General features: G+C 68.1%; 24 protein-coding genes and 1 tRNA gene. 18 read left to right on the plus strand and 7 right to left on the minus strand.

Annotated elements, in window-relative coordinates:
• The first annotated feature begins 37 nt into the window (after nucleotides 1-37).
• From ACYQPG_RS10200 to ACYQPG_RS10210, 3 genes are all read left to right on the plus strand, one after another.
• Nucleotides 38-733 (plus strand): fumarylacetoacetate hydrolase family protein, encoded by a 696-nt coding sequence (locus ACYQPG_RS10200; protein WP_147907103.1) that lies wholly within the window; start codon nucleotides 38-40, stop codon nucleotides 731-733.
• A gap of 11 nt (nucleotides 734-744) precedes the next feature.
• The gene (locus ACYQPG_RS10205) at nucleotides 745-1,209 is read left to right on the plus strand and encodes an NUDIX domain-containing protein (RefSeq protein WP_419830015.1); all 465 of its coding nucleotides are present in this window, start codon (nucleotides 745-747) and stop codon (nucleotides 1,207-1,209) included.
• Between the two features lie 108 nt (nucleotides 1,210-1,317).
• Nucleotides 1,318-1,392 (plus strand) — tRNA-Gly (locus tag ACYQPG_RS10210).
• Nucleotides 1,393-1,547: 155 nt separating this feature from the next.
• On the opposite strand, the gene ACYQPG_RS10215 is transcribed toward ACYQPG_RS10210, so the two are convergent.
• Nucleotides 1,548-1,748, minus strand: coding sequence for a hypothetical protein (locus tag ACYQPG_RS10215; RefSeq protein WP_147907104.1), 201 nt, complete (start codon nucleotides 1,746-1,748; stop codon nucleotides 1,548-1,550).
• Between the two features lie 252 nt (nucleotides 1,749-2,000).
• Here ACYQPG_RS10215 and ACYQPG_RS10220 point away from each other — a divergent pair, with 252 nt between their 5' ends.
• The 5 genes from ACYQPG_RS10220 (at nucleotide 2,001) to ACYQPG_RS10240 (ending at nucleotide 4,492) form a co-directional block, all read left to right on the plus strand.
• Nucleotides 2,001-2,243: a hypothetical protein gene (locus ACYQPG_RS10220; RefSeq protein WP_461230855.1), complete on the plus strand. Its 243-nt coding sequence runs from the start codon at nucleotides 2,001-2,003 to the stop codon at nucleotides 2,241-2,243.
• 28 nt (nucleotides 2,244-2,271) lie between these two features.
• Complete coding sequence (locus tag ACYQPG_RS10225; protein WP_147855183.1) at nucleotides 2,272-2,487, plus strand: hypothetical protein; 216 nt, start codon at nucleotides 2,272-2,274, stop codon at nucleotides 2,485-2,487.
• 114 nt (nucleotides 2,488-2,601) lie between these two features.
• Entirely contained in the window at nucleotides 2,602-3,882 is a 1,281-nt protein-coding gene (locus ACYQPG_RS10230; RefSeq protein WP_461230857.1) for an O-acetylhomoserine aminocarboxypropyltransferase, read from the plus strand.
• 186 nt (nucleotides 3,883-4,068) lie between these two features.
• Complete coding sequence (locus ACYQPG_RS10235; RefSeq protein ID WP_461230858.1) at nucleotides 4,069-4,275, plus strand: hypothetical protein; 207 nt, start codon at nucleotides 4,069-4,071, stop codon at nucleotides 4,273-4,275.
• Nucleotides 4,262-4,492, plus strand: coding sequence for a type II toxin-antitoxin system YafQ family toxin (locus ACYQPG_RS10240; protein WP_461230859.1), 231 nt, complete (start codon nucleotides 4,262-4,264; stop codon nucleotides 4,490-4,492). Before ACYQPG_RS10235 ends, ACYQPG_RS10240 begins: the two co-directional genes overlap by 14 nt.
• A gap of 149 nt (nucleotides 4,493-4,641) precedes the next feature.
• Here ACYQPG_RS10240 and ACYQPG_RS10245 read toward each other — a convergent pair whose 3' ends face one another.
• The gene (locus tag ACYQPG_RS10245; RefSeq protein WP_461230860.1) at nucleotides 4,642-6,429 is read right to left on the minus strand and encodes an acyl-CoA dehydrogenase C-terminal domain-containing protein; all 1,788 of its coding nucleotides are present in this window, start codon (nucleotides 6,427-6,429) and stop codon (nucleotides 4,642-4,644) included.
• Between the two features lie 292 nt (nucleotides 6,430-6,721).
• Here ACYQPG_RS10245 and ACYQPG_RS10250 point away from each other — a divergent pair, with 292 nt between their 5' ends.
• Nucleotides 6,722-9,940: an SEL1-like repeat protein gene (locus ACYQPG_RS10250; RefSeq protein ID WP_461230861.1), complete on the plus strand. Its 3,219-nt coding sequence runs from the start codon at nucleotides 6,722-6,724 to the stop codon at nucleotides 9,938-9,940.
• A gap of 512 nt (nucleotides 9,941-10,452) precedes the next feature.
• Nucleotides 10,453-10,890: a DUF3429 domain-containing protein gene (locus tag ACYQPG_RS10255; RefSeq protein WP_147907109.1), complete on the plus strand. Its 438-nt coding sequence runs from the start codon at nucleotides 10,453-10,455 to the stop codon at nucleotides 10,888-10,890.
• A gap of 313 nt (nucleotides 10,891-11,203) precedes the next feature.
• Here the strand turns inward: ACYQPG_RS10255 and ACYQPG_RS10260 are convergent, their stop codons facing one another.
• Nucleotides 11,204-11,434 carry a hypothetical protein gene (locus tag ACYQPG_RS10260; RefSeq protein WP_147907110.1) on the minus strand — a complete coding sequence of 77 codons (231 nt, stop codon included), beginning with the start codon at nucleotides 11,432-11,434 and terminating at the stop codon, nucleotides 11,204-11,206.
• 164 nt (nucleotides 11,435-11,598) lie between these two features.
• Between ACYQPG_RS10260 and ACYQPG_RS10265 the strand changes: the two genes are divergently transcribed.
• The 3 genes from ACYQPG_RS10265 to ACYQPG_RS10275 all read left to right on the plus strand — a co-directional run bounded on the left by ACYQPG_RS10265 (nucleotide 11,599) and on the right by ACYQPG_RS10275 (nucleotide 13,278).
• Nucleotides 11,599-12,300, plus strand: a complete 702-nt coding sequence (locus tag ACYQPG_RS10265) for a LuxR family transcriptional regulator (RefSeq protein ID WP_461230862.1) — start codon at nucleotides 11,599-11,601, stop codon at nucleotides 12,298-12,300.
• 172 nt (nucleotides 12,301-12,472) lie between these two features.
• Complete coding sequence (locus ACYQPG_RS10270) at nucleotides 12,473-13,096, plus strand: acyl-homoserine-lactone synthase (protein ID WP_147907112.1); 624 nt, start codon at nucleotides 12,473-12,475, stop codon at nucleotides 13,094-13,096.
• Nucleotides 13,097-13,110: 14 nt separating this feature from the next.
• Nucleotides 13,111-13,278 (plus strand): hypothetical protein, encoded by a 168-nt coding sequence (locus tag ACYQPG_RS10275; RefSeq protein ID WP_238259382.1) that lies wholly within the window; start codon nucleotides 13,111-13,113, stop codon nucleotides 13,276-13,278.
• 106 nt (nucleotides 13,279-13,384) lie between these two features.
• Here ACYQPG_RS10275 and ACYQPG_RS10280 read toward each other — a convergent pair whose 3' ends face one another.
• Entirely contained in the window at nucleotides 13,385-14,599 is a 1,215-nt protein-coding gene (locus tag ACYQPG_RS10280) for an NADP-dependent isocitrate dehydrogenase (protein WP_147907113.1), read from the minus strand.
• 197 nt (nucleotides 14,600-14,796) lie between these two features.
• Between ACYQPG_RS10280 and ACYQPG_RS10285 the strand changes: the two genes are divergently transcribed.
• On the plus strand, nucleotides 14,797-15,582 hold the full coding sequence (locus tag ACYQPG_RS10285; RefSeq protein ID WP_461230863.1) for an RNA methyltransferase: 786 nt from the start codon (nucleotides 14,797-14,799) through the stop codon (nucleotides 15,580-15,582).
• Nucleotides 15,583-15,595: 13 nt separating this feature from the next.
• Here the strand turns inward: ACYQPG_RS10285 and ACYQPG_RS10290 are convergent, their stop codons facing one another.
• On the minus strand, nucleotides 15,596-15,778 hold the full coding sequence (locus tag ACYQPG_RS10290; protein ID WP_147907115.1) for a hypothetical protein: 183 nt from the start codon (nucleotides 15,776-15,778) through the stop codon (nucleotides 15,596-15,598).
• Between the two features lie 154 nt (nucleotides 15,779-15,932).
• Here ACYQPG_RS10290 and ccmA point away from each other — a divergent pair, with 154 nt between their 5' ends.
• Complete coding sequence (gene ccmA / locus ACYQPG_RS10295; RefSeq protein WP_147938888.1) at nucleotides 15,933-16,568, plus strand: heme ABC exporter ATP-binding protein CcmA; 636 nt, start codon at nucleotides 15,933-15,935, stop codon at nucleotides 16,566-16,568.
• A complete protein-coding gene (gene ccmB, locus ACYQPG_RS10300; protein WP_147856438.1) occupies nucleotides 16,565-17,233 on the plus strand; it encodes a heme exporter protein CcmB in 669 nt (222 codons plus the stop codon). Before ccmA ends, ccmB begins: the two co-directional genes overlap by 4 nt.
• 482 nt (nucleotides 17,234-17,715) lie before the next feature.
• On the opposite strand, the gene ACYQPG_RS10305 is transcribed toward ccmB, so the two are convergent.
• Both ACYQPG_RS10305 and ACYQPG_RS10310 read right to left on the minus strand, forming a co-directional pair.
• Complete coding sequence (locus tag ACYQPG_RS10305; RefSeq protein ID WP_461230864.1) at nucleotides 17,716-18,492, minus strand: hypothetical protein; 777 nt, start codon at nucleotides 18,490-18,492, stop codon at nucleotides 17,716-17,718.
• Nucleotides 18,480-19,559: a hypothetical protein gene (locus tag ACYQPG_RS10310; protein ID WP_147938882.1), complete on the minus strand. Its 1,080-nt coding sequence runs from the start codon at nucleotides 19,557-19,559 to the stop codon at nucleotides 18,480-18,482. Before ACYQPG_RS10310 ends, ACYQPG_RS10305 begins: the two co-directional genes overlap by 13 nt.
• Before the next feature lie 271 nt (nucleotides 19,560-19,830).
• Between ACYQPG_RS10310 and rpsT the strand changes: the two genes are divergently transcribed.
• Together rpsT and dnaA are read left to right on the plus strand one after the other, a co-directional pair.
• The gene (gene rpsT, locus ACYQPG_RS10315; RefSeq protein WP_147856441.1) at nucleotides 19,831-20,097 is read left to right on the plus strand and encodes a 30S ribosomal protein S20; all 267 of its coding nucleotides are present in this window, start codon (nucleotides 19,831-19,833) and stop codon (nucleotides 20,095-20,097) included.
• Nucleotides 20,098-20,588: 491 nt separating this feature from the next.
• Nucleotides 20,589-22,082, plus strand: a complete 1,494-nt coding sequence (gene dnaA, locus ACYQPG_RS10320; RefSeq protein ID WP_147907119.1) for a chromosomal replication initiator protein DnaA — start codon at nucleotides 20,589-20,591, stop codon at nucleotides 22,080-22,082.
• Nucleotides 22,083-22,232: the final 150 nt, after the last annotated feature.

Here is a 22,232-nt window from a genome sequence, read left to right on the forward strand (position 1 = left end):
CGCCCGGTTTCCAGCACGCTCCACCCCAGAGGCCGCGATGCTCTCCGTCATCCAGAATCCCCCCCGGATCGCCCTGCCGATCGCCGGCAGCACCGACCTGTTCCCCGTGCGCCGCGTCTACTGCGTCGGCCGCAACTACGCCGCCCATGCCCGCGAGATGGGCGCCGACCCGGACCGGGAGCCGCCGTTCTTCTTCATGAAGCCGGCCGACGCCCTGCAGATCGTCGGCGCCGAGCCGACGCCGCACACCTATCCGCCCCAGACGCAGAACTACCATTTCGAGGTCGAGCTCGTGGCCGCGCTCTCCGGCGGCGGCAGCGACATCCCGACCGAGACCGCCCTCGACCAGGTCTACGGCTACGCGATCGGCCTCGACATGACCCGGCGCGACCTTCAGGACGAGGCCAAGAAGCTGTCGCGGCCCTGGGACCTCGGCAAGGCGGCCGACGGCTCCGGCCCGATCGGTCCGCTGTTTCCGGCCTCGGCGATCGGCCATCCGGCCAAGGGCGCGATCACGCTCTCGGTGGACGGCGCGATCCGCCAGACGGGCGACCTCGCCGACATGATCTGGTCGGTCGCCGAGCAGGTCGCCTACCTGTCGCGCTACTTCACCCTACAGCCCGGCGACCTGATCTTCACCGGCACGCCGTCGGGCGTCGGCCCGGTCCGGCGCGGCGAACGCATGGTCGCGGCGATCGCCGGCCTTGGCGAGATGACCCTCGACGTCGTGTGACCGCGCGCACCATGCTCCTCGACCGGCCGCTCCTCCGGCGCCTGTTCCACCTCGGGGCCCTCGCGTCCCGGGGCATGACGCTGGGCGTGCGCGGCGTCGCCCTCGATACGCAGGGACGGGTAGCCCTGGTCCGGCACACCTACGTCAGCGGCTGGCACCTGCCTGGCGGAGGCGTCGAGCGTGGCGAGACTGCGGTCGCCGCCATGGAGCGGGAATTTCGCGAGGAGGCTGAGATCGCCGCCGCTGCGCCCCTGCGCCTCCACGGGCTCTACCGGAACGCCGGGGCGGCGCCCCGGGACCACGTCGCTGTGTTCGTCCTATCGGCCTTCACGGTGCTGCGGGACAAGACCCCCGACCGCGAGATCGCCGCCTTCGGGTTCTTCCCGGTGGATGCGCTCCCCGAGGGCACCACCCGGGCGACCGCCGCGCGGCTCCGGGAGATCCGGCAGGGGCTCGCACCCGACCCGGATTGGTGAATCGACAGGAACCGCAAAAGAGACGCTTGCGTCGCCCGGCGGAATGGTGTTTAGAGAGCCGCGCCGGGGGCCGCCGGCACGAAAGTCCAGGCGGCCAGGCACTAGTGAGCGGGTGTAGCTCAGGGGTAGAGCACAACCTTGCCAAGGTTGGGGTCGAGGGTTCGAATCCCTTCGCCCGCTCCAGTTTTTCTTCCCAACCAAATCTGTGCAAAACGCCCGTCGGGCGTTTTTTGCATTTGCGGCCGATGTGGCGCCCGCGCGCATATCCTTGGATGCGCGTTGGCCGGCCGTACCGGAACGTTGTCGTGCGCTGGACGATGCCTGACGCGGCTCCGCGCTCAGCCGCGCACGCCGTCGGCGAAGTGCTCGCGGATCCAGCATTCTCCCGAAATCCGGGCGCCGTTCTGCGTGACGAACGCGTAGGGAGAGCGTTCCACGACGGTTCCGCCGCCGGCGCGGATGACCCAGCGGTAGCAGCGCGGATCGCGCGCGCAGGGAATGACTTCGACGCTATGGGCGGGTATCAGATCGATGGACATGGATCGTAAACGTTCCACGCCGGACATCCGCTCCGATCGACCGGCGCACGTGATTACTTAAGTGTGGAATCACACGCTCGCAATTGTCGGATCGGCCCGTCGGCGCCTCGGACGAGCCTGACGGCAACGCAGGTTCGATCGGGGGCGGCGCGTCGAGGCACGCCGTCCATCTCGCGACTCGCCGCTCAGGATGTCCGCGCCCGCCGGCAAACCCACTCGTCGCCGATTACCGTTCGCACCAGAGGACACCGCATGCCGATCAAGGCGCTCAACGACCGCAAGAAGCTGTCGGGGGATTTCAACGACGCCAACGACGCGTTCATCGACGAGGTACTGAAAGCCCTCCAGTCCGGCCAGATTCCGATGGATCTCGCCCGTGCCTACCTCGCGCATCCCGTCGCGATGATGCACACGGATGGGGCTCAGGCGGTGGCCAACTACTTCGACCGCATGCTGGTGCAGCGGCCGACCATCGACTGGACGCCCGGCGACTGAACGGCCCGGGCCAGGAAAGGGATTGCGGATGACCCTCGACGAGGTCGAAGACCTGAAGCGCGCGCGCGGCGCCCTGGCGCGGCAGCGGAACGCCATCGCCAAGCGATTGGGCGGGATCGACGTGGCCCCGATCTCCATGGCCGAAGACCTCACCCGGACGCTGCTGGCGATCGAGGCCGTGGACCGCGCCCTGGTCGATGCCGGACAGCCCCATGTCGATATCGGCGCCGCGCACGAGGCATAGGCACGAAGCCTAGGAACGGACGGGGCCGGGGGCATCGACCGCCGGGCCTTCGTCGAACCTTGCGCCCCGCGCCCGCGCGGGCATACAGGCGAGACGGTGCGAGGAGACCTGACGATGACCGACCGCCTGCCCGGCTTCAACACGTTGGCGATCCATGCGGGCGCCGCCCCCGACGCGAGCACGGGCGCGCGGGCCACGCCCATCTACCAGACCACCAGCTTCGTGTTCGACGACGTCGATCACGCGGCCTCGCTGTTCGGGCTGCAGGCCTTCGGCAACATCTACACCCGGATCACCAACCCGACGAACGCCGTGCTGGAGGAGCGCATCGCGGCGCTGGAGGGGGGGACTGCGGCGCTCGCCGTGGCCTCGGGTCACGCCGCCGAGTTCCTCACCATGCACGCGCTGATGCAGCCGGGGGACGAGTTCATCGCCTCGAACAAGCTGTATGGCGGCTCGATCAACCAGTTCAATCACTCCTACAAGAACTTCGGCTGGTCGGTGGCGTGGGCCGACAACGACGACCCGGCCTCGTTCGAGGTGGCGATCACGCCGCGCACCAAGGCGATCTTCTGCGAGTCGATTGCCAACCCGGGCGGGGTCATCACCGACATCAAGGCGCTCTCGGACGTCGCGAAGAAGCACAACATCCCGCTGGTCGTCGACAACACCATGGCGACACCGTACCTGATCCGACCGTTCGAGCACGGGGCCGACATCGTCGTGCATTCGGCCACCAAGTTCCTGGGCGGGCACGGCAATTCGATCGGCGGATTGATCGTCGACGGCGGCTCGTTCCAGTGGGCGGGGGATTCCCGCTACCCGATGATGAGCCAGCCCCGGCCGGAATATTCCGGCATGGTGCTCGCCGAAACCTTCGGCAATTTCGGCTTCGCCATCGCGTGCCGGGTGCTCGGCCTGCGCGATCTCGGCCCGGCCCTCTCGCCGTTCAACGCCTTCCTGATCCTGAACGGCATCGAGACCCTGCCCCTGCGGATGCAGCGCCATTCCGACAACGCCCTGGTGGTGGCCAAGCACCTGGCGCAGCACGAGGCCGTGTCCTGGGTCAGCTACCCGGGCCTGGAGACCGACCGCTACCACGCGCTGGCCAAGCGCTACACGCCCAACGGCGCCGGCGCGGTCTTCACCTTCGGCCTGAAGGGCGGCTACGAGGCCGGGGTGAAGCTGGTCTCGAACCTGTCGCTGTTCTCGCACCTGGCCAATATCGGCGACACGCGTTCGCTGGTGATCCACCCGGCCTCCACCACGCACCGCCAGCTCACCGACGACCAGAAATCCGCCGCCGGCGCCGGCCCTGAGGTGGTGCGGCTGTCGATCGGCCTGGAGGATCCGGCGGATCTGATCGAGGATCTGGATGGTGCGCTGGGGGCTTGAGAGCGGCCAGACACACGTCGAGGTGTCATGGCGCCGGATCGTCCGCGGCATCACGGTGTGATGCGGGCAGGAGGTCGACCCCATGGCTGACACGCTGATCCCGGCCAGTATCGGCTCAGCCACGGAGGAAGAGGCAGCTGCGGTCCCGGCTACGATAGGCCTGACGGTGCCGATGCCGTCCGGCTGATGCTGGTCCGTGTCGCGCGCGACAAGGCTCTGCCCTTCGAGCCGCTCATTCCGAACCTGACGACCCTTGCCGCCATGGAGAAAGCGCGGCGGGGCGGCTTGGTTCGGTTCGACAGCGTGGCCGCATCAATGGCCGACCTCGATGCGGACGATGGAATGCACCGGCCAGTTCAGGCAGGACTACAGGCGCGAGATGAAGGGGCGTGATCGCGCAACGCGAGTTGCAGATCTGTCGCCCGTAATCGATGCTTTGATGGTCGATCAGCCGCTGGACGCCCGTTATCGCGATCCCGCTCTGGTCGGCAATTGGCACGATCATCGTGATTGCCACATCAAACCGGATTTCGTGCTGCTCCATCGCTTGCCGGATGCGCAGTCGATCAAGCTGGTTCGTCTCGGCTCGCAGGCTGAACTCGGCCTTTGACGCTGTCGCGTTGCCACAACGGCATCCGGAAGGACGGTCGCGAAGTGGTCGCTTCGCCGCAAGACCTTGCGAAACCGCGCCGCTCGCGACCGTCTGTCGAGTTTGGCTTCGCATGAAAGCCGGTCTTTGAACCGGCCTTCGGCGCGCGCCTAAAAAACCTCGTCCGCCAGCGCCATCGTGGACTCCGAGCCCGCCTTGATCCGCACCAGGCGCAAGGCAGTCTCCGGCAGCATGCGCTCCATGAAGAACCGGCCGGTGGTGAGCTTGGCCGCCCAGCGGGGCGAGGCGTCTTCCGCCTGCTTGGCCAGCGCCGCCTTGGCGATCCGCGCCCACATGTAGCCCAAAGCCACGAGGCCGAAGAGGTGCATGAAGTCCGTCGCCCCGGCGCCGGCATTGTCGGGCTTCGAGAAGGCGTTCTGCATCAGCCACATGACGGCGCCCTGCAGGTCGTTCAGCCCGGCCTGGAGCGGCTGGGTGAACGGCGCCATCGCGGGATCCTCAGCATGGTCCTTCAGGAAGGTCTGGACCTCGCCCAGGAAGGTCATCATCGCCCGGCCGCCGTCCTTGGGCAGCTTGCGGCCGATCAGGTCCATGGCCTGGATCCCGTTGGCGCCCTCGTAGATCATGGCGATGCGGGCATCGCGCACGAACTGCGACATGCCCCACTCCTCGATATAGCCGTGGCCGCCGAACAGCTGCTGCGCCTCAACCGCGTTGGCGAAGCCCCGATCGGTGAGCACACCCTTCACCACGGGGGTGAGCAGGCCGAGATGGTCGTCGGCCGTCTGGCGCTCCTTGGCATCCTCGGACCGGTGCAGGATGTCGGCCTGGAGGGCCGTCCATAGCATGAGGGCGCGCGCGGCCTCGTTGAAGGCGCGGATCTGCATCAGGGTGCGGCGGACATCCGGGTGGACCAGGATCGGGTCGGCGGCCTTGTCGGGGGCCTTGGCGCCGGTCAGCGCCCGGCCCTGGAGCCGGTCCTTCGCGTAGGCGACGGCGTTCTGGTAGGCGACCTCGGACTGGCCCAGCCCCTGGACGCCGACCGCGAGCCGCGCCTCGTTCATCATCACGAACATGGCGTTCAGGCCGCGGTTCTCCTGTCCGACCAGCCAACCCGTGGCGCCGTCGTAGTTCATCACGCAGGTACTGTTCCCGTGGATGCCCATCTTGTGCTCGAGGGAGCCGCAGGACACGCCGTTGCGGGCGCCGAGCGACCCGTCAGGGTTCACCAGCACCTTCGGGACCACGAACAGGGAGATGCCCTTGGTCCCGGCCGGCGCACCCTCGATCCGGGCGATGACCAGGTGGACGATGTTCTCCGCGAGGTCGTGCTCCCCCGCCGAGATGAAGATCTTGGTGCCGGTGAGGCTGTAGGAGCCGTCGCCGTTCGGCACCGCCTTGGTCTTGAGCAGGCCGAGATCCGTGCCGCAATGCGGCTCCGTCAGGTTCATGGTGCCGGTCCAGGCGCCCTCGACCATCTTGGGCAGGTAGAGCGCCTTCTGTGCCTCGGTGCCGTGGACCAGGAGCGCGGCCATCGCGCCCTGCGTCAGCCCCGGATACATCCCCAGCGCCAGGTTCGCCCCCGAGGCGAATTCCTGCATCGCCGTGTTGACGGTGTGCGGCAGGCCCTGGCCGCCGAACGCCTCCGGGACTGCGAGGCCCATCCAGCCGCCCTTCGCGTAGGCATCGTAGGCGGCCTTGAAGCCGGTCGGCGTGCGCACGCTGCCGTCGGGCTCGCGGCGGCAGCCCTCGAGGTCCCCCACCCGGTTGACCGGAGCCAGCACCTCCTCGGCGAGCTTCGCGCCCTCGCGCAGCACCGCCTCGACCACGTCCGGGGAGGCGTCTGCGAATCCGGCCAGGTTGTCCCGGTTATGGAAGCCCAGGACGTCGTTCAGCAGGAACAGCGTGTCGTCGACCGGGGCGCGATAGTGCGGCATGACCTGATTCCCCCTCGCCGGGCTGATCGCCGACATCGGCCCGCCCGTTTGCCAGCATTTAAGCGCGCCCCCGGCTCCGGAGCAACGGTTCTGCGGCCGCGTGCGCGGGAAGTGTCAGGGGCTTGCACGTCAGCGCCGAAGATTACTGGGCCGGCCTCGCCTTAACCGTGTGTTTACCAAGAAAGTTAAAGGTCGCCCCGAACGATCCGGCGCCCGCGTTCCGTGGATACCGTCTCTCGGTCCCGCCCCGCGAACAGGATCAACGCCGAACGCTGCCGACGACAGGCCTCCGATGACCCGCAACGCCATGCCGCAGCTCGACAGTTTCGACCCGGAGGTGCTTGACGCCGCCCGGGACGTCGCGGCGCGGGCGGGTGTCCCGCTCGAGACCTGGATCGCCTCGGTGGTGCCGCAGCAGCAGGGCCTGCAGGGCAACCGCCGGCAGCGCCGCCGCCAGCAGCGGGCCGAGCAGACCGCGCGCCCGGACAGCCGGCTCGAGAGCGACCGGCAGGCGGATATCATGGATCAGCCGGGCGGCTCCCGGTTCGAGCGGACGTCCGAGACCCGCCAGGAGCCAAGCCCAGATTCCTATGGCCAGGGCTTCGCCGCCCTGATGAGCCGGATCGACGGACTGAACCGGACCCTGGACGAGGAGCGGCGCCTGACCCAGGAGGCCGAGACCCGGCGCCTGGCCGAGATCGAGACCCGGATCGAGCGCGCCCTGACGGCGGCGCCGGTCCAGAAGGTGACCGAGCGTCTCGGCGACATCGAGCGGCGGATGTCGCAGCTCGGCGAGCAGATGGCCTCCGGGCGCCCCGCCGGCCGCCGCGGCCGGCCGGATGCGGTCGAGATCCGCAACGCCGTCCAGGATATCCGCCAGCGCCAGCGCGAGCTGTCGGAGGGCGTCGGTGAGCGCGCGCTCGCCGCAGGCCGGTCCGACGGCGGCGTCGTGGCGAGCATGCGGATGGACCTCGCCCGCCGCCTCGAGACGCGCGTCGAGGATATGGCGGCGCCGTCCGCCGCCGTGTCCGAGCTGCAGCGCGAGACCGTGCGTCTGCGCGAGGCGATCAATCAGCTGGCGACCAGCCGCGATGTCGGGGCACTTGAGCAGGCCGTGACCTCGCTTGCGCACGGCATCGAGCGGGCGCAGGTCGGCACCGACCTCGCCGCGATCGCGGCGCCGGTCGAGCAGGTCCGGGCCCAGGTCGAGCGGCTGGCCGAGGAGGTCGCCGAGAACGTCCACACCCGCGTGGCCGACGACGTGCGCCGCCTGGCCGAGCGCCTCGACAGCGTCGCCGCGGCCGGACAGGCCGGTTCGGACGGCCACACGCTGGCGGGTCTGTTCGCGGAGCTCGAAGAGATCCGCCGCCTGATCGGCGCCCTGGCTGGCCCGGAGCGGATCCAGAGTCTGGCCAACAGCCTACAGGCCGTGAGCGCACAGATCGCGCAGCTCCAGCGCATCGGCAGCGAGGCCAGCCTGCGCCCGCTGCTGGAGGAGATCCGCAGCGATGTCCGCACCGGCGCCCCGGCCGCCATCGCCGAGCAGATCCAGACGCTGGCCGACAAGGTCGACGGCCTCTACACCCGCGATCAGCGGTACGACCGCGCCGAAGCGTCCGATCCGGCTCAGGCCGGCGACATGGCCTCGATCCACGCGATGCTGCGCAGCCTCGCCGAGAAGGTCGATCAGGTCGGCAGCCGCCCGGAGAACGAGGGCCTCGACGCCCTGGAGAAGCAGGTCGTCTCGCTCGCGGGCCGGCTCGATGCCCCCCGTAGCGGCGATCCGGCCCTGGCAGGCCTCGAGCGCACTATGGACGACCTGCTGCAGCAGGTTGCGGCCCTGCGCGAATCGGCGCCGAGCGAGGCCGTCGTCGAGCGCGCCGCGCGCAACGCCGTGGCCCAGACCCTCAAGGGCTCCGGCCTGCCGAGCGCCGAGCTCGGCGAGATCGGCCTCCTGCGGGCGAGCCTGGCCGACATGCAGGCCCGGCAGATCGCCTCGGACCAGCGGCTCGGCGCCACCCTGGAGGGCGTCCAGTCCGCCCTGGAGCGCCTCGTCAACCGGCTCGGCCCAGCCGATTCGACCGCCGCGCGCCCACCGTCGCTGGACGAGCGGCTCCTGACCTCAACCAGCCCTGAGGCGCGGGTCGCGGCATCCGACGCGTCGCGCCTGGCCGACGACCTGCTGGAACCCGGCAGCGGCCGTCCGGGCCGGGAGCCGCGCGCGGTCCGTGACACCGCCATCCGCCGGCCGGCGCGGGAGCGTTCGGCCGATCCGGCGCGCGGCCGCCCGGTTCCGGAGGCCGGCGGCGAAGCCGACATCAAGACCAGCTTCATCGCGGCCGCCCGTCGCGCCGCCCAGGCCGCCCAGGCTGAGCTGGCCGCCGAGGCGCCGGCCGACCGCCGGGACCTGCGCGCCCGCATGGCTGAGAGCGAGCCGGAAGCCGCGGGTGAGAGCCGGCTCAGCCGGTTGCGGGCGGAGATCAACCGCCGGCGGCGGCCCCTCCTGCTCGGCCTCGCCGCCATCGTGCTGGCTCTGGGCGCGCTCCAGGCGATCAGCATGCGTGCCCCCGACGAGGCACCGCGCACGGTCCAGACCTCGCAGGTCGCCCCGAGCCGGGCCGAGCCCGCCCGGGACGTCCGCCCGGATACCGCCGCAGAGGCTCCGGCGCAGAAGCCGCCGGTGGCCGACCCGGTGACCACGCAGGCCCTGCCGACACCGCTTCCCGCAGAGGCGCGGGCGGCCGCCGTCCGGGCTGCTGTGCCGCAGGTCTCGGGCATGAACACCCTGCAGGCGGATCTGGGCACGGTTCCGCCGGCCCTCGCCAAGGTGAAGCAGGCGGCGCTGGACGGCGACGGCACGGCGATCTGGGATCTGGCAGCGCGCGAAGCGGACGGCCGTGGCATGCCCCGCGACCTCTCGGTGGCCGCGAAGCTGTTCGAGAAGCTGGCAGGGGCCGCTTATGCCCCGGCCGAGTACAAGCTTGCCGGTCACTATGAGAAGGGATCCGGCGTGGTCCGGGACCTCGACAAGGCGAAGCTCTGGTACGGCCGGGCCGCCGAGCAGGGCCATGCCCGCTCGATGCACAATCTGGCAGTGCTCTACGCTGAAAACCCCGCCGCCAACGGCAAGCCCGATTTCGCCTCGGCGGCCTCGTGGTTCCGACAGGGCGCCGAGTTCGGCGTGCGCGACAGCCAGTACAACCTGGCGGTGCTCTACGCCCGCGGCCTCGGCCTGACGCAGGATCTGGTGCAGTCCTACGCATGGTTCTCGGCCGCCGCCGCACAGGGCGACGACGACGCGGCTAAGAAGCGCGACGACGTGGCGAACAAGCTCAGCCCCACCGACCTGGCCAGCGCCAAGAGCCTCGCGGCGACCTTCAAGCCGCGCAAGCTCGATCCCGCCGTCAACGAGCCGCCCGCCGCGAAGGACGGCATCACCGCGCCGATGTCGCTCCTGGGTGCCCCGACCCCGAGCCCGAACGGCTTCACCGCTCCGGCCCGCAAGTCGTAGCGGCCGCGCGAACCTCCTCTCGGCCGATGGCCATCGGCTTTCGGCTTCGATGGTGATGTGGGAGGCGATGCGCTTCCGTGCCCGTGTGTCTACGGACCACATGGGTTGGACGATTCAGTTCCTGAGGATCGATACCCCATACCTGATAACCCGCCCCGTCATTCCGGGCTCGCCTGCGGCGCCCCGGAATGACGGCGTGTGGCCGCATCGATCCCCCCCGCGCGATGAACGAGACTGCTCTTTCCGCGCGTGCTTTCGTGGGGTTGAAGCGCGTCCGGCGCGTCGCGCCGTGCGTGCACCCACGGTATAGCCCGAGCCGTGTGTCCCGCGGCGCGGCGTGGGGCGTTTCAGGGTCCGGACGCGTGGTCCGAGAACCGGCGGACGCCTGCTGTGTTTTGCCGCCCTGATCCCAGCTTGACCGGTCTCACGCGATGCGTGAACGCTCGGGTCGGGCGATACCGGCCCGCGTAAATACGGCGTGGCGGCCGCCCGTGCGGCGGCTCGGAGGATGGATGGCGCACCGGAACCCTGTCCCGATGAGCGCGCTCGTGCTCGGCGTGGCCGGCCTCATCCCGTTCCTGGGCTTCGCGGCGCTCGCAGTCTCGGGCTCGGACGGCGGCTTGAGCAGCATCGGTCTGTCGCCTCGGACGATCCTGTCGGCGTATGGCGCGGTGATCGCGTCGTTCCTGGGCGGCATCCGCTGGGGCGCGGCCGCAGCCCGCAACTCCGGCAACGGGGATTATGTCGTCGCGATCGTGCCGTCGCTGGTGGCCTGGGCCGCGATGGCGGCGCCGGCCCCCTGGGACTTGCGCGTGCTCGGCGTCCTCGTCCTGGCCTGGGGCCTGATCGATCAGGATCTGCCCCGACGCGGCCTCGTGCCGCTCTGGCTCGGCCGCCTGCGGCTGGTCCTGTCCGGCGTGGCCGGCGCCGCCCTGCTGGTGGCGTCCTAAGCGTCGGAACGGCCGTCCTAGCGGGTCTTCTTCTCAGCCGCGGCGGCGATGTCTTCGTGGCGCAGCAGCGCGGGCGACACCGGCGGTGACCGCCGACGCCCGGTGGTGGGGATCGGAGCATCGGATAGGCGCCGGGTCGAAAACGACGGCATCGGCCGCATTGGATCGCATGCATCTCTGGGGCGATGACCGGCCCTCGGAAACCAGGGCCGCCCGGAGCCGCCCGAAAGCGCATCGCCTCGGATCGACGTCGAGCCTCTGATTCCAAACGATCGCTGCGGCCCGTCCGATCTGCCCTCCGGCGAAGAGCGCTCTAGCTGTCGCTGGCCATCTCGCGGAGCAGCCGCATCACGGCGTCGCGGCGGGCGGGTGACTTGATGGCCCGGAAAAGCGACGTGACCTCGTCGCACTGCGCCGCACTGACCCCCGACGGATCGGCCGGCATGCAATCGACGCGGAAGAAGTAGGACGCCGGCACGTCGAGCGTGGCGGCGATGCGCTCCAGAAGTGAGCGCGTCGTCGGAGAAGTCTCATCGTCGATCATGGACACGAAACTCGCACTCGATCCGCTTCGCACATCGGTGCCGGAGGCGACCCCGGCCGCGGGACAGATTTCGGTCACAACCTATCGCCGAAGCGTTCAAGATGCCATCCTCAGGTTGTGGTGGTCTGCGATTTGTCGCGCTACGTGTAAAATCCGGGGCGAGCATGCCGCAAGCGAAGCATTTGGACAGGACGTTCAACCTCTTACGCGATCTCGACCGCGCGGCGACGCCGGACGAGATCGCCCATCTGCTCGTGGGCGCCTTCCGCGGATATGGGGTTTCCTACGTGATGGCCGGCATCGTGCCGGAACCCGGGCTGCCGCCGCGGCGCCACGGCGGCTTTGTCCTCGCGACTACGATGCCGGAGGAATGGGCCCGTCGTTACGTCACCCGGGGCTACGCCCTGCACGACCCGACGGTTCGCCGGCTCTGCACCAGCGCCGTCCCGTTCGAATGGAATGCCGTACAGGCCGAGACGCCAGTCGGCGGCCGCGTCATGGACGAGGCCACGGAGTTCGGTATCCGGGCCGGCCTGACGATCCCGTTCGTGACCCTCGACGGCGAACCGGGCGGGATCAGCTTTTCCGGCGCGGCGATCGAGATCGAGGCGGCAGACCGCATCGCGGTCAATCTGGTGGCGACCTACGCGGTCGGGCAACTGCTCCTGATGAACAGCCGTCCCAGCGCAAGCGAGCCGGTGCGCCTGTCGCCGCGGGAGCGCGAGACCCTGCAATGGGCCGCCGAAGGCAAGACCGACGCGGAGATCGGGATGGTGATGGGCATCACCGCCTCGGGCGTCGATTATCATCTGCGCTCGGCGCGCACGAAGCTCGACACGGTCAACAAGGCGCACACCGTGGCGTAGGCGTTGCGGGCCGGCCTCATCACCTGAGGGCGGCACCCGCTGGGTCCGCGATCCGGCGTCAAATCCACGGTTGCATCAGCGCTGGGCGATACACGTAACCCTACGGTTTTACGTAGTACACACCCGAGCCCGAACGCGGAACACTCACGGCATCGAGACGTGAGGTTGTTTCATGATCCATGTGGTCACCCCCGCCAACGCCTGTCGCTACGGCGACGCGATGGAGCAGGCTTGGCGCCTGCGGCACCAGATCTTCGTCGAGGAGAAGGGCTGGACCGACCTGGCCCGTCCGGACGGACGCGAGATCGACCAGTTCGATACGCCGCACGCGGTGCACTTCCTGGCCATGGAGGGCGATACCGTCATCGGCTACAGCCGCCTCCTGCCGACCACGCGCCCGCACCTCCTCTCCGACGTCTACCCGGAACTCTGCGAGGGCGCGCGTCCTGCCGGCCCGCACCTCTGGGAATGGACCCGGCAGGGCGTCGCCCGCTCGCACCGCGCCCGGGGCCGTGTGGTCAACCCGGTCTCGATCGCCCTGCTCACCGGCATCGTGGAATGGGGCATGGCGCACGGGCTCACCGGCCTGCTGCTGCAGATGCCGACCCTTTACATGATCCACGTCATCCAGCTGCATTTCCGCGCCCAGCCGCTGGGCCTTCCGGTCCAGATCGGCGGCGAGGACATCATGGCGGCGACCGCCGCCTTCGACGCCCGCACCCTGGCGCGCCTTCGCACGGTCCACGGCGACAGCCGCTCCGTCCTCGTGTCCGAGCCGGCCTACCTGGCCGCCTGATGAGAACCAACGCCATGAACGATAGCCACCTGGACACCCTCGCGGCGCAGTGCCTCTCGGTACGCGACCTGATCGATTCGGTCGGCGATCCGCTGATGCGGGCCGCGATCGACCTGCTGCTGATCGAGGTCGGCCGGGCGCTGGCCCAGAGCTGCGGGGGGGATGGACAGGCTGAGGCCTGACCCGGACGAGCCGCGCACCGCCCTCCGGCGGCCGACGGCGACCTTGAACAAAAACGGCGGACGCCTCGGGGCGCCCGCCGTTCGGATTCCGACAGGAATGGACCTGTCAGACGCCCATCGCGGTCTTCAGGTTCTGATCGACCTTGTCGAGGAAGCCCGTGGTGGAGAGCCACTTCTGATCGGGGCCGACCAGGAGCGCGAGGTCCTTGGTCATATGCCCGGCCTCGACGGTGTCGACGCAGACCTTCTCGAGGGTCGCCGAGAACTTGGCGAGGTCGTCGTTGCCGTCGAGCTTGGCGCGGTGCGACAGGCCACGGGTCCAGGCGAAGATCGAGGCGATCGAGTTGGTCGAGGTCTCGCGGCCCTTCTGGTGCTCGCGGAAGTGCCGCGTGACCGTGCCGTGGGCAGCCTCTGCCTCGACGGTCTGGCCGTCCGGGGTCATCAGAACCGAGGTCATCAGGCCGAGCGAGCCGAAGCCTTGCGCGGCGGTGTCCGACTGCACGTCGCCGTCGTAGTTCTTGCACGCCCAGACGTAGCCGCCGGACCACTTCAGGCACGAGGCGACCATGTCGTCGATCAGGCGGTGCTCGTAGGTGATCCCGAGCGGCTTGAACTTGGCCTCGAACTCCTCCTCGTAGACCTTCTGGAACAGGTCCTTGAACCGGCCGTCATAGGCCTTGAGGATGGTGTTCTTGGTCGACAGGTAGACCGGGTACTTGCGGGCGAGGCCGTAGTTCAGCGAGGCGCGGGCGAAGTCGATGATCGACTGGTCCAGGTTGTACATCGACATCGCGACGCCGGCGTCCGGGAACTTGAACACCTCCTTCTCGATGACGGTGCCGTCGTCGCCCTCGAACTTGATGGTCAGGCGCCCCTTGCCGGGCACCTTGAAGTCGGTGGCGCGGTACTGGTCGCCGTAGGCGTGGCGGCCGATCACGAAGGGCTGGGTCCAGCCGGGCACGAGGCGCGGGACGTTCTTGCAGATGATGGGCTCGCGGAAGATCACGCCGCCCAGGATGTTGCGGATCGTGCCGTTGGGCGACCGCCACATCTCCTTGAGGCCGAATTCCTGCACCCGCTGCTCGTCGGGGGTGATGGTGGCGCACTTCACGCCGACGCCGTGGCGCTTGATCGCCTCGGCGGCATCGACCGTGACCTTGTCGCCGGTGGCGTCGCGGTGTTCCACGCCGAGGTCGTAATATTCGAGGTCGACGTCGAGATAGGGATGGATGAGCTTGTTCTTGATCTCGGCCCAGATGATCCGGGTCATCTCGTCGCCGTCGAGTTCAACGACGGGGTTCGCTACCTTGATCTTCGCCATGGACCGATGCCTTCTCGCGTTGTCCCCGCGCACGGCATGCAAGGGCCGTGCGGTCGCCTGCCCAACCGTCGATTGGGTACGTTTCGCCCCGGCGACATAGCGCGGCCCATCCGGCAGCGGAAGGCGCGGGCTGTCATCCGGGCGGCATCGTCACCCGGCCCTCGACGGGCGGTCGCCGGCTGTGCCAGAGGGCCGGCATGACGACCCAAGACCCGCAGGACCAGGCACCGGCCAAGCTCACCGAGGTGCCGCCCGGAATCGCCCCGGTGGTGATCCTGGTGGAGCCGCAGCTCGCCGAGAATATCGGGATGACCGCCCGGGCCATGGCCAATTTCGGCCTGTCGGAGCTGCGCTTGGTCAACCCGAAGAACGGCTGGCCCAAGAAGGGCGTGCGCGAGGCGGCCTCGGGGGCGACCCACGTGCTCGACCGGGCGACGATCCATGCCAGCGTCGCCGAGGCGATCGGCGATCTGCATTTCGTGCTCGCCACCACGGCGCGGGAGCGCGGTCAGATGAAGCGGGTCTTCGCGCCTGAGGACGCGATGGGCGAGGTGGTCGCCCGGCAGGGGCAGCGCGTCGCGGTGATGTTCGGCCGCGAGCGGGTCGGGTTGATGAACGACGAGGTGTCGTTGGCCGACGCCATCATCACCTTCCCGGTCTCGCCGGACTTCCCGTCGCTGAACCTGGCTCAGGCGGTGCTGCTGGTCGGCTACGCCTGGCGGCAGGCCAGCGGCCGGGCTGTGCTGCCGTTCTCGGGCGAGCTGCTGTCGCCGCCGGCGAGCCGCGAGGCCCTGATATCCCTGTTCGGGAGCCTGGAGGCGGCCCTCGACGGAGCCCGGTTCTACCCGCCCGAAAAGCGCGACATCATCGCCCGCAACATGCGCGACATGCTCCACCGCATGGGCCTGACCGAGCAGGACGTGCGCACCTTCCGGGGCGCGTTGCGGGCGCTGACAGGAAAAGGACCTCAGAAAGGGGCCTGACCTGGGCAGCTGATCAGGCGTCGACTTGCATGTCGGGCGGTTTGCCGCCGCCGAAGCAGCGCCCGACCGCCTCCCAGAACGCCGCCTGCTCCTCCGGGGTACAGAGGGCCACGCGGGCCTCGACCAGGGCCCGGCCCTCCCGCGCATCGGCCGTCGCGGCGACGTCCGCCTCGCTCGGGTGTTCCGCCTCGTTCATGAAAGCCTCCGCAACCGGTGAAAAAGCCGGCCCGTCCCGGCACGGTTCCGTTATGCGCCGCAATCGGGCATGGAGGCGCCGGGTGTCCGTTCCCGTCCGCGGGGCGGCGCGGATCGGTCTGGCCGCCTGCCGGCGGGAGAGGGCGGGGTACCGGGTGCGGCTCAGCGTCGACAATCTCGCCTGCCGCCGTTCCGGCCGGCGGATCTTCTCCGGCCTGACCTTCGCCCTCGGGCCCGGCGACGCCCTGGCGGTGACCGGGCGGAACGGCGCGGGCAAGTCGAGCCTGCTCGCCATCCTGACGGGCCGGCTGCGGCCCGATGCCGGGCGCATCGCCTTGTCCGAGGTCGGCGAGGCGAGCCTGCCCGAATGCCTCCATGCAATCGGCCACCGCGACGGCCTCAAGAGTTCGCTGTCGGCCGGCGAGAATCTGCGCTTCGCGCAGAGCCTCCTCGGCGCTCCGCGCCTGTCGCCCCGGGAGGCCCTGGACCGGCTCGGCCTCGGCCACGCCCACGATTTGCCGGTCGGCTATCTGTCGGCCGGCCAGAGGCGGCGCGTGGCCCTGGCGCGGCTGCTGGTCTGCGCGCGCCCGCTCTGGCTCCTGGACGAGCCGACCGCGGCCCTCGATACCGGCTCGCAGGCCCTCCTCGCTGGCCTGATGGCGGCCCACCGGGCGGGCGGCGGCCTGGTGATCGCCGCCACCCACCAGCCGCTGGGCCTCGACGGGGCGGCGGAGTTGCGCATCGAGCCCGGGACCGGGCCGGAGCCCGAGCCCGCGGAGGATTGGGCGTGACCCGTGCCATCCTCGCGCTGATCGCCCGCGACCTGCGGCTCGCCGGCCGCGTCGGCGGCTCCGGCGCCCTGTCGCTGGTGTTCTTCCTGATGATCGTCGCCCTGGTGCCGTTCGCGCTCGGACCCGATCTCAACCTGCTGTCGCGGATCGGCCCGGCCATCCTGTGGCTCGCCGCGGTGCTCTCGACCCTGATCGGCCTCGATCGCTTGTTCCAGGCCGACGAGGAGGACGGATCCCTCGACCTGATGACCGCCGCCCCGGTGCCCCTCGAAGGCGTGGTGCTCGCCAAGGTCACGGCGCACTGGCTGACGACGGGACTGCCCTTGGCGCTGGCATCGCCGCTCTTCGGCCTGCTCGTCGCCCTCGACGGCACCGCCATGGGCGCCACCGCGCTGACGCTGCTCGCCGGAACCCCGGCACTCAGCTTCATCGGCGCGGTCGGGGCGGCGCTGACGGCCTCGATCCGCCGGGGCGGGCTGATTCTCGCGGTCCTGGTCCTGCCGCTGATGATCCCGAGCCTGATCTTCGGCGTCTCGGCCGCCCAGGCGGCGACGGGGGGCACGGTGCCGTTCCTCGTGCCGCTCGCGGTGCTAACGGCGCTGACCCTGATCGCCGCCGTGGTCGGGACGCTTGCGGCGGCGGCGGCTTTGCGCTGGCCGGAGTGATCGTTTGCTGTCAAGTGTTATGCGCCGCCGTTGCTTTGCGACATAGCGCTATCGCAGAGCCGAAATCTAATCCATCGGATTCGCGGCCAATATCTTCAACAGATAACCATGTCCTCCATCAATGCCTCCTGTTCCTTTGAATTTCGATGCCTCGACGTGATTGTCATCGAAGCACCCTATTTCGAGCCGCAATCTGTACAGAGTTCGCATCGACCCTGATCGTATCCGGCCGATCCCTCGCAAGTCGGAATGCACTATTTGCCGCCTAAGGCTTTTAGCGCGTCGAAGATTGTATGCTTTTCCATGCGCTTCCCCTCCCCCGCGAGTCGATGCGGGTCCGTGGACGACACTGGAGACTTTGGCCAACTCCGGGTTGCCGCGACTATCTGGCTGCTGATCCCTCTATCGCGCTTATCCTTTTGCTGTTCGGATTGTGGCCGCCGTCGACGCGCTCGAATTGATACCTGTCCCTCAGGCGGCGATCATTGTTGATCCGGTCCGCCGGCGACCGTAGCGGGTGTGGCAGCTTTCTGAAATGGAAACGCTGTCGGCTGCCAGTGGCGACCGAGCTTGAACCGGTCTGCTTCGGTGCGCTCGTTCTCCCAAAGAAGCTTTGCCAAGGCCATATGATCGCGCTCTTTCAAAGCGTCCCCCACGGCGAGGCCGCTGCGAAAATAGTCTGACATCGGTTCGCCATCGATTGCTGTTTGCTTTTCATGTTGTTCTTTAAAGCTCGGAGCGATCAACTTCCAATGCATTCTTGCACTTGCAAACTCGCCAAGAGCTGCCTGCGTGAAACACATCCAGATATGATCTTTGTGAAAACTGTAGCCTCTTGATTCTCGGGATAGGATGAAGGTCACGATTTTCTCGATCGAGTCTAAGGATCTGAGAAGGGGCAGAACTTCCGTCTCAATTTGCTCGACGAAATCGCCACTGATCATCGGGTCGTCCCAATACCAGACTCCGTCCTGACCGGCGGGTTTGAACCGACGGGATCGACCAATCAAGCCGATCGATCGACCATAGCCTCCGAAATCGAATTTGTCCCCCCGGATATACAACTCCGTTAGTCGCCATTCGAGTGTGAAGTATCCACGGCTTGGTCGGTTATGTATCCGTATCTGCCTAGCGATATGACCAACACTTTGAAGGCATATAAATTTGCCGCCAGTTAGAACGACATCTTGATTTCGATCTACCAGCGGAGCAGACAAATCTCGGATTTGCTGTGCCGGTGTAAGAATCAATGTGGCCATTTCCTGGGTCTCACCTGTATCATGATAAATCGCACGTCTTCGGGAAATTTGCGTTTTGCCGCCTTGATTGTGTCGACGGCTTGTCGAGGGGTCCATCCCCTTCGGCCGGTTTTTGGATCGTAGATACATGCAGTATCGATGCGAGCTCTTTCGAATACGTCGGATCTTTTACTGCCAGATAGGATAAAATTTTGATTTGCATTCCGTTCGGCTAGAATTAGTTCTGCAACAAAATTTGGGTCTTTCTTTTCATTGATAATCTGCGCGATCTTGACGTGAATCTTTGTACCCAACTGCGTCGCGTTTGCGTATCCGCCTTGCGCTGTCACACGCGCAGTTACCTCGTCCACGATCGCTTGCACTTCCCCATTTCTTGGACAAGCTTCGTCCAATTGAGATTGTCTGAGCCGGCCAATCCAGATTGGCATACTCATTTGCGGATCGTCCCCGGTTTTATATTCTTGCGTTGTAAGCCCCAGTGCGGTGCCGTACCCGTCCTCCCGGGCAGAGAGATACGTCAGGAGTTGCAACCCAAGCTCGAAGGTTGCGATGATTGGGGCGGCAATCAGAGGTAGGGCAGGGGCCAGGGCAGGTTGAGCAAACGGTTCAGCGACGAGACCTGTCGGCGCGAAGGTGGTCCGCGACAGAACTTCACCCGTATTGCCATCTCGAATCGTCGGGGTTTCGCCGGATGTCTCGAAGATCCGGCTCTCGCCATCCGGCGCCGTGACGGTGTGTCGTTCATCGAAGGATTTTCGCCCGGCATGTACGCGGATCGAGAGGATGCGCGTCCCATCCTCGAGCGTCGTGCTGTCCGTGAGCGCGGGTGGATCCTGTCGGGACGGTCCGCCGGGTCGATCCCCGTGGAGCGAGGCCCACTGGCCACCGCCGGGGGCCGGCATCCACTCGCCGCCGTTCGGCTGTCCCGCTGGCGCGCGCGGCTGGGTCTCCCAATTTTTGGCCTGGAGCTGCCGCTGCAGGCGCATCAGCTTCGTCTCAAGGGTGAGGCGAGCCAGAACGTGACGCAGAATGATTGCTTCGCTGTGCGCTTGAGATTCGTCACGCATGGTGGCCCCGCCCCGCCGCCCTGTTACGGCCGCAAGAACAAAGCAGGAACATAGGAAAAATGTCAAGATCTAGGACGCGCGGCCCGGCCGGCTCGCTCCGGGATCTTCCGCGTTGACGCGCCGCATCGCGCTAACTATAGAGGCCACTTCGCCGGAACGACGCGCTTTTGCGTGCGCCGTTACGCGGCCATCGCCTGACAACCTGATGCGACGACCGATTCCCGGCTGAGCCGGCCCGTCGGCATCGCCCGACGAAGAGAACGAGGACTCCATGGCCAACACCGCTTCGGCCAAGAAAATGACCCGCAAGATCGAGAAGCGCACGGCGGTCAACCGCTCGCGCCGCTCGCGCATGCGCACCTTCGTCCGCAAGGTCGAGGAGGCGATCGCCGCCGGCAACCAGCAGGACGCGCTGACCGCTTTGCGGGCCGCCGAACCCGAGATGATGCGCGCTGCCCAGCACGGCATCGTTCACAAGAACAACGCCTCGCGGAAGGTCTCGCGCCTGGCCGCCCGGGTGAAGGCGCTGGCCGCCTAATCCCGCCACCGCACCACGTAAGACGACACCGAGCCCGGCCTTCGCGCCGGGCTTTTTCGTGTCCGCGTTCCGGAGCGCCGCCGGCCGGCCTGGTCCGGCCCGGGTCGCGAAGCGTTAACCCTAGGCCAGAATTTCGCACGTTGCGGAGTCTTGGGGTGGCGTGTAGCTTAACAAAAACTGACTGTGTTCAAGAAAAGACCGCCGATTTCGGGACGTGAGCGAATCATTCCGATTCGCCAAGACTCTATCCAGCGACCCGGTTGAGTCGCAGAAGACTTGCAGTTGCGAATCTGGGCCGTCCCCACAAGTCCCACTGTTAAAGGAACTGTAGGTAATTGTTGATAGGCTCTTCCAATCGGCAAAAGTTCCTTGGTGGGGAGTTGACTCCGCCAGCGGAGTCTGTCCCGCCCGATTATGCGGGACGCTGAGGGCGTAAATCGTGCGTACGCGCGGCCTGCGGGTTTCCGCCGGCGGCGTCGGGAGAGCCAGTGATGCGTGTCGACGGAACGGTGGCGAGCGACGACGAGGGCGGCCGCAGCGGCGGCAACATGGATTTCGGGCCCGCCTGGGCGCGGGTGAAGCGTCGGCTGCGCGCCGAGCTGGGCGAGGATGTGTTCGCCAGCTGGTTCGCCCGCCTGGAACTGGAGGGCGTGACCGCCGGGACGGCGCGGCTGACGGTGCCGACGCGCTTCCTCAAGAGCTGGATCGAATCACACTACCTCGACCGGGTGCTCGGCACCTTCAAGGCCGAGGCCGAGGAGATCGGCCGGATCGAAGTCGGCGTGCGCGGCACGGCCGCCCCGGTCCGTCCGGCCGCCGTCGGCGCGCCCAAGGCCGGACCGGCCAGCGGCCCGCTGGCCCGGCTCCACGCCACCGGGACGCCGACACCGGTTGCGGCCGTCGCCACGCCGTCGGAGCATCGCTCCGCCGATGCGGGCGGTGACCTCAGCGGCACGCCGCTGGACGCGCGGCTGACCTTCGCGAGCTTCGTGATCGGCCGCTCGAACGCGCTGGCCCATGCCGCCGCCGAGCGGGTCGCCCGGCACCAGGGCGAGGGCGCGCTCTACAACCCGCTCTACCTCCATGCCGGCGTCGGCCTCGGCAAGACCCACCTGCTGCACGGCATCGGCCATGCCGCCCGCGAGGCCGGCCGCCGGGTGATCTACCTGACCGCCGACCGCTTCATGTACGGCTTCGTCAACGCCCTGAAGACCCAGTCGGCCCTCGCCTACAAGGAGCGTCTGCGCGGCATCGATCTGCTGATCCTGGACGACGTCCAGTTCATTCAAGGCAAGTCGATCCAGGCGGAATTCGGCCACACCATCAACGCGCTGATCGATGCCGGCCGGCAGGTCGTCGTGGCGTCCGACCGGCCCCCGACCGAGCTGGAGGCGCTGGACGAGCGCGTGCGCTCGCGCCTGGGCGGCGGCCTCGTGGTCGAGATCACGGCCCTCGACGAGGCGCTGCGCGTCTCGATCCTGTCGGCGCGGCTCGCCGCGGTGCGGGCGGCGCATCCGGGCTTCGACGTGTCGCCGCAGGTCGCGACCTACGTGGCCCGGGCGATCACGGCCAACGGCCGCGACCTCGAAGGCGCGGTCAACCGTCTGCTGGCCCACGCCACGCTCACCGGCACCGCCGTCACGATGGAGACCGCCGAGAGCGCGATCCGCGACCTCGTGAAGAACCGCGAGCCGAAGCGCATCAAGATCGAGGATATCCAGAAGCTGGTCGCCTCGCGCTACAACGTCTCGCGCTCGGACATCCTGTCGGAGCGGCGCACCGCCGCCGTGGTCAAGCCGCGCCAGATCGCCATGTACCTGTCGAAGGTGCTGACCCTGCGCTCGCTGCCCGAGATCGGTCGCCGGTTCGGTGGACGCGACCACACCACGGTGCTGCACGCGGTGCGCAAGATCGAGAAGCAGATCGGCGAGGATACGGTTCTCGGCGACGAGGTCGAGCTGCTGAAGCGGATGCTTCAGGACTAGGATCCCGAACGGGCCCCAGGCCACCCCTCAACCATCCTAACGAGCGCGCCCGATCGAACCCCGATCGGGCGCGGTCCTGTTTTAAGCGGGCTTCACGCTTGGCCGATTCGCCACGGTCCGGGATGGTGCGACGCGTATCCGCCGTGGCAG

The sequence above is a fragment of the Methylobacterium sp. CM6246 genome, from assembly GCF_054818005.1.